The 12,365-nt window shown below is 37.8% G+C and carries 10 protein-coding genes and 3 pseudogenes; all 13 read left to right on the top strand.

What is annotated here, in order from left to right:
• Positions 1–122: 122 nt before the first annotated feature.
• The 13 genes and pseudogenes from CU635_RS17715 (at position 123) to CU635_RS17670 (ending at position 12,256) form a co-directional block, all read left to right on the top strand.
• Positions 123–2,237: a S8 family serine peptidase gene (locus CU635_RS17715; RefSeq protein ID WP_101578714.1), complete on the top strand. Its 2,115-nt coding sequence runs from the start codon at positions 123–125 to the stop codon at positions 2,235–2,237.
• 420 nt (positions 2,238–2,657) lie between these two features.
• A complete protein-coding gene (locus tag CU635_RS17710) occupies positions 2,658–3,230 on the top strand; it encodes a transposase (protein ID WP_101578713.1) in 573 nt (190 codons plus the stop codon).
• Positions 3,215–3,655, top strand: a pseudogene (locus tag CU635_RS24410) (magnesium chelatase domain-containing protein); the annotation flags it as partial. The gene CU635_RS17710 and the pseudogene CU635_RS24410, both read left to right, overlap by 16 nt.
• A 167-nt stretch (positions 3,656–3,822) precedes the next feature.
• Positions 3,823–4,104: pseudogene (locus CU635_RS24405) on the top strand (ATP-binding protein); the annotation flags it as partial.
• A 42-nt stretch (positions 4,105–4,146) separates the two neighbouring features.
• The gene (locus CU635_RS24245; RefSeq protein WP_373270900.1) at positions 4,147–4,731 is read left to right on the top strand and encodes an ATP-binding protein; all 585 of its coding nucleotides are present in this window, start codon (positions 4,147–4,149) and stop codon (positions 4,729–4,731) included.
• Between the two features lie 228 nt (positions 4,732–4,959).
• Entirely contained in the window at positions 4,960–5,280 is a 321-nt protein-coding gene (locus CU635_RS17700; RefSeq protein WP_125928294.1) for a hypothetical protein, read from the top strand.
• Positions 5,281–5,293: 13 nt separating this feature from the next.
• A complete protein-coding gene (locus CU635_RS23455) occupies positions 5,294–5,461 on the top strand; it encodes a hypothetical protein (protein WP_180956616.1) in 168 nt (55 codons plus the stop codon).
• Between the two features lie 478 nt (positions 5,462–5,939).
• Entirely contained in the window at positions 5,940–6,578 is a 639-nt protein-coding gene (locus tag CU635_RS17695) for a 5-bromo-4-chloroindolyl phosphate hydrolysis family protein (RefSeq protein ID WP_101578711.1), read from the top strand.
• Positions 6,575–7,756: a toxic anion resistance protein gene (locus CU635_RS17690; RefSeq protein WP_373270899.1), complete on the top strand. Its 1,182-nt coding sequence runs from the start codon at positions 6,575–6,577 to the stop codon at positions 7,754–7,756. The genes CU635_RS17695 and CU635_RS17690 overlap by 4 nt, the downstream gene beginning before the upstream one ends.
• A gap of 326 nt (positions 7,757–8,082) precedes the next feature.
• A complete protein-coding gene (locus CU635_RS17685; RefSeq protein ID WP_180956615.1) occupies positions 8,083–10,038 on the top strand; it encodes an HD domain-containing protein in 1,956 nt (651 codons plus the stop codon).
• A 20-nt stretch (positions 10,039–10,058) separates the two neighbouring features.
• Positions 10,059–10,277, top strand: coding sequence for a hypothetical protein (locus CU635_RS17680; protein WP_101578708.1), 219 nt, complete (start codon positions 10,059–10,061; stop codon positions 10,275–10,277).
• A 165-nt stretch (positions 10,278–10,442) separates the two neighbouring features.
• Positions 10,443–10,814 (top strand): annotated as a pseudogene (locus tag CU635_RS23910) (sensor histidine kinase); the annotation flags it as partial.
• A 131-nt stretch (positions 10,815–10,945) separates the two neighbouring features.
• Positions 10,946–12,256 (top strand): APC family permease, encoded by a 1,311-nt coding sequence (locus CU635_RS17670; protein ID WP_245917517.1) that lies wholly within the window; start codon positions 10,946–10,948, stop codon positions 12,254–12,256.
• Positions 12,257–12,365 lie beyond the last annotated feature (109 nt).

The following is a 12,365-nucleotide window of genomic DNA, read 5'->3' as shown; positions in this document are numbered from 1 at the left end:
AAATAAATTTATTTGATTTGAGCTTGACAAATTCGCTTTTATTTAATGCAACGCTAGTGATTTTATTTAAAAAACTAGTGGATTATCTCAGCAAATTCTTATAATAACGGAGTGAATTCTAAATGAAGAAACTCAGCTCATACTTGATACCTTTCCTTTCCTGTCTCATCATTATTTTTTCAGGCTATAATCCTCCTGTTGTGAACGCTGAAGAAATGGCAAAACAGGAAAAAGAGGTCATTGTTGTTTATAAAAATGAAAACGGCAAAGAAGATATAGTAGAAGAAAGTAAAAAAGTAGAATATGAGTTTAAAACAGTTCCGGCTATATCTGTAGTAGCTACCGAAGATGATCTAAAGAAATTAGAATCAAATTCTAATATTGAATATATCGAGGAAAACATACCATTCAGCATTGCAGAAACCGGACCAGTAAAAGTTTTACAATCAGCACAGATTGCTTCCACAGGTGAAACCCAATGGAACATAAATGCAACAAATTCTCAAGAATCTTGGAATGAAGGCTATACAGGAGATGGTGTCAAAGTGGCCGTGCTTGATACAGGGGTCGCCAACCATAACGAGTTGAATATTACCGGTGGTGTTTCAACAGTTGATTACACAAATTCATGGCAAGATGACAATGGACACGGGACACATGTTTCTGGCATTATTGCAGCACAGCCTGACATTGCAAGTGTAAATGGGTTAGATATCACTGGGGTAGCACCTGACGCCGATCTATATGCTGTCAAGGTATTAGACAGCTCGGGATCAGGAAACCTGCAAGATATTTTGCAAGGTTTAGATTGGGCCATTGCCAATGGTATGGATATCATCAATCTTAGTTTAGGCAGTTCTGAATACAGCCAATTATTTGAACAAATGATTAATGATGCATATGAAAAAGGTATTCTTATTGTGGCTGCCAGTGGTAACGATGGATTAGAGAATTCAGTACATTATCCGGCAAAATTTAGTGATGTCATCGCGGTATCATCCGTGAATGAATCACTAAAAATAAGCGACTTTTCTTCAACTGGTAACGAAGTGGATTTCTCAGCTCCGGGTGAAAATATTATAAGTACATTTACCCAGGGAAATTATGCATTTCAAAGTGGCACATCACAAGCAACTCCTCATGTTACGGGAATGTTGGCTCTTTTAAAGGAGAAATACCCCAATTTGACAAATAGTGAATTAAAAACGCTACTTAGGAGAAATACCAAAGATTTGGGTGTTGCCGGCCAAGATCCATACTATGGTTATGGATTGATTTATTACAAGTCCAATGGAAGCGGCACAACGAATCCATCTGTAACTTACAAAACCCATGTTCAAAATTACGGCTGGTTAGGTGCCGTGTCTGATGGGGAACTAAGTGGAACAGTTGGTCAAGCGTTACAAATAGAAGCAATTCAAATTTCTTTAGAAAATGCTCCATTTACGGGTGGAATTTCATACAAGACGCATGTACAGGATTATGGCTGGTTAGAGAGTGTTTCTGATGGAAATGTTAGTGGTACAACTGGAAAGAGTAAACAAGCTGAAGCTATTCAAGTTAGTTTAAATGGAGAAATGGCAAACCATTACGATGTTTACTATCGTGTTCACTCAGAATTATTTGGTTGGTTAGGTTGGGCAAAAAATGGTGAATCTGCAGGTACAGAGGGATTATCAACACAATTGGAAGCCATTGAGATAGTTTTGACTGAAAAAGGTGGCGAATCTCCTGGTTTAACAGATAAACCATTTATTACAAAACCATCCGTGGTTTATTCAACGCATATTGAAACGTTCGGTTGGCTGGGGTATTCAGTTAATGGAGCAATGAGCGGAACAACAGGAAAAGCGAAACGATTAGAAGCAATTAAGATTGATATCACAAATGCTCCCTATAGTGGCGATATTACATATTCAGCGCATGTACAGGATTATGGCTGGTTAAATCCCGTAACTACTGGCGCAGTATCTGGTACAACTGGACAAGGAAAACGACTAGAAGCAATTAAAATAGCTTTAAATGGTGGTTTAGCAGATTACTTTGATGTTTATTATCGTGTTCACGTTCAGGATTATGGTTGGTTAGGCTGGGCAAAAAACGGTGAGCCTGCAGGGACACAAGGGCTGGCTAAACGAATGGAAGCTATTCAGATCGTTTTAGTTAAAAAAGACGGAGAAGCACCTGGTTCCAGACATATGCCATTTATTAAAGATCCTTCTGTTGCGGCAGGATAATGTTCCGGATGGTGAAACAACCGAACAACTGGTGAAAGTAAGTGGATAAGATTGAAATATATGGCTGGTTATGCTGGGTCAAATATGGAATGAGTGCCGAATCGGAAGGACTTTCAAAACGGTAGAAGTGATTAAAATCAAACTGGTTCCTTAAGGTCAAGTTGAATTTGTCAGTAAAACTGAAATGTTTATTCAGTCCGGCATTACTAACAAAAAAATAACTTTGATTTGATGCAATAAATTTACAAATGAAACTTTTTGGGGGTCTGACCCCACATTCGGTGAAGTGATAAAGTGAAGCATAAATAAGGAAAATTTTTAGTGAAGAGGCAGGAAATCATTGACGTTTTGAATAGTGTATTTTATTATTTATTTACAGGAACACTTGTTCCTGTAAATAAATAATTATGGAGGAATTGTATGCCGAGAAAACACCGTGTTTGGTATCCTGGTGCGATCTATCATATTATGGCCCGGGGAAATAAACGGTCAGCCATTTTTATCGACCACTTGGACTACTTAAAATATTTAGAGATTCTTGAAGAAGTCCGCAAGAAGTTTCCGTTTAAATTACACTCCTATTGTCTAATGACAAATCACCTCCATCTCCAACTTGAAACTACCCAGCATCACGTACAGCATGTTATGAAAGAATTGCATTCTCGCTATGCCATTTATTTCAATCAACGTTTAAAAATAGACGGTCATGTTTTTCAGGGCCGCTATGGTGCTAAATTGATTGAAACCGATGACTATTTTTTAGAAGTAAGCCGCTATATTCATCGCAATCCCCTACAAGCCAAGATGGTTGGAAAGTTAGTTGATTATCAATGGAGCAGCTATCCCTCTTTTGTAAACCTCAATCAAAACCCTCATATCGATCAAACAAAAACTTATTCTTATTTTAGCGAACAAAAACCGTACTGTTACAGACTTTTTGTGGAGGAAAAGAAAATCAATGAAATGGAGGAGCAGCCATGTGTGCAAAAGTGACAAGTATTGGGTTAAAAGGAATGGAAGGTTATCGAGTTAATGTTGAAGTGAAAACTATTGTGGGGATTGATTCTATTGTAATTGTTGGGTTGCCGGATACATCCATAAAAGAATCGAAAGAGCGGATTGTTGCTGCGCTCCACTCCTTGGGATACTCACTTTCCTGTCAAAAGGTAGTTATTAACCTTTCTCCTCCTGAACAAAAGAAAAACGGACCCATGTTTGATTTGCCAATGGCAATTAGTGTGTTATTGGGCTTAAAAGAGTTAGAGGTTCAAATTCCTGATCATACCGGTTTTCTTGGGGCCTTGTCGTTAGATGGGTCTATTCAGCCTGTTGAAGGGATGCTGCCAGCGGTTCTGGCTGCTAAAAGGGTGGGTTTAACAAAGCTATATATGCCATTTGATGAAAAGCTGCCTATACTGGAATTTGAAGGTTTGGAAATTATCTATGTTTCTTCACTGCAGGAAGTGATTAAGCATCTCTCAGGAGAAGAAATTATTCCGTTTTATCCTAGAACTAAAGAACAAGTTGCCGATATTGACTTTATAGACTTTCAACAAATATTAGGTCATAGTTATGCTAAAAGTGCATTAGAAGTGGCGGCTGCGGGCGAACATCACGTCTATATGACAGGACCGCCCGGCTGTGGAAAAAGTTTGCTGGCCGAAAGCTTTTCATCCATTTTACCTTCCTTAAGCAACGAAGCTCAACTCGAAATGATCAGTTTATACCAGCTAAGAGGTATCACCTATCCTCATACTCATGTTCCTCCTTATCGAAATCCGCATCATTCTGCGTCAGATGTTGCCATTATGGAGGTGGACAAAATCCGAAGCCAGGTGAAATATCGTTAGCTCACCGTGGAGTTTTATTCCTGGATGAAATTGCAGAATTTCCGAAAAAAACATTGGATATGCTCCGTCAGCCTTTTGAGGATGGCTATATTACGATCAGCCGCACCCGCGCAACGATCACATATCCAGCTTCATTTATATTAATTGGGGCTATGAATCCTTGTCCATGTGGCTATGCCGGCTCTAATACCCACTATTGTACCTGCACGTCCAGGCAAATTCTCTCTTATCAAAACAAGCTTTCAGGTCCTCTGAGAGATCGATTTGATATTAATCTTTTCCTGAAGCCCGTCGATTTTAAAGCAACGAGTGAGAAAGAAACAGAATCTTCAAAAACAGTGCGGAAAAGAGTTGAAGAAGCAAGGAACAGGCAATACGACCGTTATGGAAGAGAAATATGCAATAGCAGGGTTTCTTATGACCTGCTTATAAAAACAAGTCCTCTGACAGCGGAACAACAGCGTATTCTTCATCAGCTTTCCACAAAGAAAAATTGGAGCAACCGTAGACAAATTAAGATCATCCGACTTGCCAGGACCATCTCGGATCTTCAAGGAAGCATTCAAATTAATGATCAAAGTATTTGGGAAGCTATTAAATTGAACCGTCAACCTGTTTTGAAGAGGGGGAGTATTAGTGTTTAGTGTTTATCACTGAAATCTGGCACACAATATGGAGAAGTGACTGACGTGTTATAATAATAGGTAAGATACAAAGCATGTCGGAGGGGGAAAATTTGAGTCAGGGGAAATATACCAAACAGAGGTAGCATTTGCTATAAATGAAGATCTAAAAAAATAGGCCCCAAACAAGGCTGGAATAAATTCGATTGGTCACTATACTTTAAACATCCAAACATCGAAGCGAAAAAGTTGATGATCCAAGGAGATGAGCAAATTCAAGGATTGGTTGCCTATGAGCGTAAAGAAGGGTGGATACACATTCACTTGGTGGAGAGTGCACCTTGGAATATTAAGGGTAAGGTATTCTTAGGGGTTGGCCCTCATCTGTTTGCCATAGCATGTCAAAAAAGCTTTGAACTAGGCTTTGAGGGCTATGTGACTTTTATAGCAAAAACGAAGCTACTTGAGCACTACCAAAGAACAATGAATGCGGGATTGCTAAATCCAAGAACACGCCAAATGATCCTGGACACGGAGGCAGCAGAAAAGCTGGTTGCAACCTATTTTTGAGGAGGAATCAACCATGAAAATAAAAACATTAAGTAGAAAACGGATTATTGAACTGGAAAAAGCAGTTGAGAACGGTGTGTACGTTACTCCAGCTGAAATTTCAGAAAAACAAGATCTTTTGACAAAAAAGCTGATTGAACAAATGAAAAACAGCAAACAACAAATAGCTAACAAACGGTAACGGGGTCTGCTACAAGGACACATATTTTTGGTGATTAAATCCCCTATTCGTACAAGTCTCGCGTACACAGACAATACTGTCTTCCATACTTTCCCTCGGGACGTTCCACTTTTTCTATTTTCCAAGGATCATATTGTATTGCTAGGCTTTCATTATAAAAGCGCTGTTAACGCAACAGCGCTTTTGTACATGTATTTTAGAAAAGATACTCTTTGAGGTTTGTCCACTGTGCCCATGTAAATTACTGCATATCCAGAATAGAAAGAATGTAAAATACAAGCAACCGAACCTACGTCTCAAGCCCTAGAAAAGAATACAAATCTAGTCTGCTTAAATAGTCGACAGATTTCGGGTATAATTTAGACATACAAAGGTAAAGGTGAATTAAGTTTATCTTTTTTAGATTCGTTAACATTTGAAACCTTTGCATCATTGTCATCGTAATATATTTAAGGAAACTAGGTCAGGAGCGGTCCTTATGAATCCATTTTTATCATTTATCCTTTATTGGATGTTGCTTTTTCCAATCACAGTTTTTGTATGGCTGATCAGCTTTTTTGCATTTGACCAGACGTTTGCACTTTCCGTTATGTATGCGCTGGCATGTGCATTTCTGATTTTCATAGCAGTTAAAAGTTCTCTAAAGTCGCGATTTTTAAAAAAGCATCAGCTTGGCAGAAAAGAATATAAGTACATTAAGAAAAACTTGGATGAGGCGAAAACCAAAATCAAGCGATTGCGCAAGGCGTTTTTTCAAGTTAGAGATATCGCGTCCTTCAGGCAAACTCTTGAGACGGTCCGCATTTCGAAAAGAATTTATACGATCACGAAAAAAGAACCGAAACGGTTTTATCAGGCAGAACAATTTTATTATTCCCATTTGGATTCAATCGTCGAACTAGCTGAAAAGTACGCGTTTTTGTCAGCCCAGCCGAACAAAAATACAGAGCTTGCTATTACATTGCGTGATACACGGACAGCCTTAAAAGACTTATCCAAGACGATAGAAGAGGATTTGAACCACGTGCTGTCCAATGATATTGATTCTTTAAATTATGAATTGGATGTTGTGAAATATACAATAAAACCAAGACATGAAGATGGAAGGAGATTATGATGAACGAAAAATCCCCGCTTCATAAAGAACCAGGTACTGCCTTTAATGATTTGCTCTTAGATCCATTTGGTGATAATACATCCACAAGTCCTCAAGTCAAAATTGATGATACTAAACAGACGAGGCTCATTGATGTGATCCCGCAGGAAAGCAGGGAAAAGGCCTATCAGCTTGCCGATCAAATTGACCCAAAGAATCATCAGGCGATTATTTCGTACGGTACCCAAGCTCAGTCAAAGCTTTTAACGTTTTCCCATTCGATGCTTGAGCAGGTAAAAAAAGAGGATATTGGCGAGGTAGGCGAAATACTCGGCGATTTGATGAAAAGGTTAAGCGAAGTCAATCCGGACGAGCTATCCCCGGAAAAGCGATCGTTTTTTTCACGGATGTTCGGCAAGATTTCCAATTCAATTCAAGAGGTTCTTTCAAAATATCAAAAAACAGGTGCGCAAATCGATCGCGTTACCGTCAAGCTGGAGCGCAGTAAAAATACGTTATTTCAGGATATTCAATTCCTTGAAAAGCTTTATGAGCATAATAAAGAGTACTTTCATGCTTTAAATGTTTATATTGCTGCGGGGGAATTAAAGCTGGAGGAACTCTATGAAAAAACGATTCCCGAGCTGAAAAAAAAGGCGGAATCCACACAGGACCAGATGGCTTTTCAGGATGTCAACGATATGAGGCAGTTTGCGGATCGTTTGGACAAACGTTTGTATGACCTGAAGCTTAGCCGAGAAATTACCGTTCAAAGTGCTCCGCAAATTCGGCTTATTCAAAATACAAATCAATTATTAGTGGAAAAAATCCAATCTTCGATCTTGACAGCGATTCCTCTTTGGAAGAACCAGGTTGCGATTGCCTTGACATTAATCAGGCAGCGCCATGCTGTCGAAGCGCAAAAGCAAGTATCGAAAACGACAAATGAACTGCTCTTAAAAAATGCTGAAATGCTGAAAACCAATACGATTGAAGCTGCCAAGGAAAATGAGCGCGGCCTGGTTGATATTGAAACTTTAAAGAAAACGCAGGAAAACCTCATTTCGACACTGGAAGAAACGATTCGCATCCAGGAAGACGGTCGAAACAAACGCCGCCAGGCAGAACAGGATCTTATCACAATGGAGAACGAACTAAAGCAAAAGCTGCTTGAATGGGGACAAACGGACAGTGCTTGACGTGAAAACTATATGTCTGAAGAGAGAGTCCTAGCTACCAGGGCTCTTTTCTAATTTTTATTATATTGTAACAAAAAAATTAACTTAACACTGTCGGAAAAATACTTTTTAAATATGCCCTTTCTTGTGCTAGTGCTTTACAAAATGATTAATTCATGCGGGATATGATCTACTCAGTTTTACTATATTACATAGTATTGTTGTATCTTGTAGTCTTAGCAGTCTCCTATTACAAAAATATTTTTTCATTTTATGGAAAATATCAGGATTCGGAAATTTTCTGTCGAAAAAGTAAGAATAAAAAAAAAGAAGGAGGTTTGTTATGGATGGAAGGAAAGAGTGTTCTACAGATTGCTGACAATATACATGGAAGTATACAAATAAGTAAATTAGAAAAGCAGCTTATATCCACCCAAGCTTTTAATCGTTTACATAACATTCTGCAAAATTCCACTGTCTATCTTACGTATCCCTCGAACCAGACCAAGAGGTTTGCACACTCTCTTGGTGTGTTACATTTAGGTGGGGAAATGTTTAAACACAGTTTAATAAATGCAAATGACGACGTAAGATATGAGTTTCTAAACGCTATTAACGAAGAAATTCAACTTACAATTAATCATAAAGAATTTCAACGAATTCTGCGTGAAAGACTCAGTGCTTTTTTAGATCAAACTGACATCCACGATTTTAAGAAAATTGTTCCGAATGACCCTTTATTTGTTTCCAGTTTGCCGGCATCAATTGATAAGAACGAGCATTATTTTGCTTATTCTCTAATGTATCAATCTGTTCGTTGTGCGGCTCTGTTACACGATATCGGACATCCACCCTTTAGCCATATTGCTGAATACGCCTTAAAAGAAGTCATAGATCAAGTTAAAGAACAGCAAGAACTGACAATCAGGCAAAATAAATTTTTGGATATTACCGAAAAATATGCTTCTAACAAAGGGAAGATTGACCTTCACGAGAAAATAGGAAATCAGATTTCCGACAGATTATTGGAAAGTATTCTTCGAAACGATAGAGACAATATCAACAATAAGGAAGATGCAAAACAGCACTTGTTTTATTTGTTGGTGAATACTTTCACCACCTATATTCTTGAAGATAAAAGACAAGAAAATGGCGGTACTATATTTGAAAATGTACATAGAATAGTTGATGGCTCAATTGATTGTGATCGGCTTGATTATGTTACGAGAGATACCTGTAGTTCAAGCGTGAACAAGGGGAAAATTGAATATGATCGACTTATAAATTCTATGAAGTTAATGAAAGACGATCTGGGAAATTACATGTTTTGCTTCGACATGCGGACATTAAGTTCCATCGAAGATTTCTTTTCAAAGAGGTGGCATCTTTATAAATATATAATTTTTCATCATCGAGTAATAAAAACTGATGCTTTACTGGGAAAAGCGATTGTGAAACTAGCATGGGATTATTTAAATAAGGATGAGGCGGATACCCCACAACAAAATGAAAATACACTTCCTTTTGATATATCAGGGCTATGGAGGGCTGTTGAAGAGTTGTTTTCTGATTCAGATTATTTTAATGCTCTTATTCAATGGGATGATTCATGGCTGTTAACGGTACTTCGACAAAAGTACTTTTCTGAGTATCAATCAAGTGAAGAAGTCATAAAAGAACAGCTAGAGGAGTTGCTTTCTAATCGCAAAAATTATTACAGCCTTGTAAAAAGAATGGATGACTTTTGTGAAATTGACAATTCCATAATACAGACAATTAAAGACAACCGTGAACCAATTGAACAATTAAGAAACCAGATCAGGCTGCAAGGACTTCCCTCAATTAAACTTATTGATAAATTATGTGAACAAGTAGATAATTATAATAAAGAATCCGTAGCGAGCATTCTGAATGAGGGCTTCTTTTTATATAACCTAATGCTTTTAATGGAGGCTTTGACCGTCTCCAATATTCAAGATATTTTGAAGGAAACAATCGAGATTGTAGTGAAACAAGAAGGGATTAGAGATTTAATTGTTGCATTTAAACAACTTGGTACAGGTTTAGAAAAGAAAATTCCTTATCTGTATTATCATAATCGTATGGTTAATTTAAATAATTTTTCTAATATCCAGAATGAACTAAATCAAAATAAGTCACTCTTCCCAGTATTCTTTGCATATTTATGTGGTAAAGGAAAATTATCTAACAGCGAAATGCGAGAAATGATTGGGAAAGCTATTGGAGTTCGATTGTTGGAATTGTTTGAAGAACTTTATAATAGCTTGAAACAAGAAAAATAATTTCTCAAGGAGGAAGAATTATGTCTATTGTAATGGAAAAATCAAATTTCGAGGTTGCAAATATTATTTTATCTCAGTCAAATATGTTCACTTTTGAGGAATTATTAATACAACTGCATGAAAAAGGTATCGAGATTGAAGAAGAACAAGTTAAAATGACAATTAAAAACTTAAAGAGTTCCGGTCTGGTATATGACTACGGTACAAAATATTCATTGTCTACTTTAATGATGCGTTAACAATTTTGATGATACACAAAACCCTGGAGAAAAGCTATTCCAGGGTTTTTGTTTTGTGAAGATAATTTTTCATATACTTCACGTAAATCCTATTGCCACCTATACGAAAAACCTCCTAGCATTTAAAATAATATTCAAACTATTTGAAAAGCCGGTGGAAGTTACATGTTTACGGTTGTTGTCTTTCTTGGAGTATTGATGCCAATTGTCAGTCTTGTGATCTTATTTATGATGAGGCTGATTGATCAGGAGCTGGATGTACTAGAGCTCGAGAATGTAAAGGTTAGATTGGAAAAGGAACTGCATGAAAGTGAATATAAGCAGTTAAATGAACGTATTCAACCGCACTTTTTGTTTAATACCTTAAATGCCTTCTTATCTTTAAGTAGGATTGGGCGTTATCAGGACATGACAACCGGAATGGAGAAATTTGCACTTTTTTTACGCTATCGCTATCATGACCATGACGTGCTTGTTCCATTTAAAACGGAATTGGTACATACAAAAAATTACTTATCGGTTCAACAGCTTCGATTTGGTCCTCGGTTACATGTTAAATATGATCTCTCTCCCGCGGCTTTCGAATGTAAAATTCCTCCCTATACATTACAAACATTAGTAGAAAACTCTTTCAAACACGGATTAGAAAAAAGGCGTGGCGACAAAGTTTGTGTTATAAGACTTGCCCGTCAAGGGAACTGGGTAGTGCTGACTGTATTTTTATGGTGCCAATTGCACCGTTCGGGATTTATGGATATGTCGCAGAAGGTTCGAATGGAATGGTCGCACTTGCATATTTAATTGGGATGATAGGAATGATTTTTACTGCATTAAGTTATGCAAGAATGTCTGAAGCCTTTCCTATCGCAGGATCCGTTTATTCTTATGCACAGCGCGGGATTAACGAACATGTCGGCTTTTTTGCCGGTTGGGTGATCTTACTGGATTATATCTTAATCCCTTCGTTATTGTATTTAGTCAGCGCTGCAGCTTTAGGTGATATCGTGCCTGGGGTCCCAATGATTGTATGGCTTCTTATATTTATTGGAATTAATACTGTCATTAATGTATTTGGAATTGAAATAACGGCCAAAGCAAATAAGGTGATCGTTGTTCTTGAATTAATCGTGCTGGCGATATTTGTGATTGCCGCTATTATTGCCATCTCAAAGGGTGTAAATGGAGCAGAATTTAATTTTAAACCGCTCTATGACCGTGATAATTTTAGCATCGGAATGGTAATGGGTGCTGTGTCGATTGCTGTTTTAAGTTTCCTTGGTTTCGATGCCATATCGACGCTGTCCGAAGAAACAAGAGGAGGAAACAAAGTTGTTGGACGTGCAGTTATTTTCTCCTTATTGGTCGTCGGGGTATTATTCATTATTCAAACATGGGTTTCAGCCTTAATTTGGCCAGACTATACAACATTTGAGAATGCGGATGTAGCTTTTTACCAAATTGCTGAAATTGCAGGCGGTACCTGGTTGAAGTGGACAACTACCCTGGCTACGGCGCTTGCATGGGGAATTGCCAATGCATTAGTAGCACAGGCAGCTATCTCCAGGATTTTATATAGCATGGCACGTGACAAAAAGCTTCCTGGTGTTCTATCTAAAATTCATCCGAAGTTCCAAACTCCATACATCAGTACTCTTGCAGTAGCAGGAATCTCTTTAGTGGTGACAGTGTTCTTTGCTTCTAAAATCGATGGGTTGGCATCTCTTGTTAATTTAGGGGCATTAACCGCATTCCTGTTCTTGCATATCTCAGTTATCAATTATTTTATCCGCAAGAAAAAGAGCAAGGATTACTTAAATCACTTGCTATTCCCGGTAATCGGATTATTTATCATCGGTTTCGTATGGTATAGCCTTGATGCAACCAGCAAACAACTCGGTTTTATATGGATGGCAATCGGAATAGTTTATATGATTTATTTAAAGCTGGTGAAGAAGGATTCTTCTTTGAATGTGGAGTAAGAGACGGGGGAGGAATTTATTCAGGAAGGTCTTACTCTCTATTACCTGGAATCTAAAGTGGAAAATGGGCAGAAGAATAAATTCATTCGGTTTTTGCTAGCTTGGCCCA

This window comes from Bacillus canaveralius (assembly GCF_002860125.1).
GTDB lineage: Bacteria > Bacillota > Bacilli > Bacillales > Cytobacillaceae > Bacillus_BJ > Bacillus_BJ canaveralius.
Note: the sequence above shows the minus strand (reverse complement) of the source record. Positions and strands in the feature narration are given on the sequence as shown.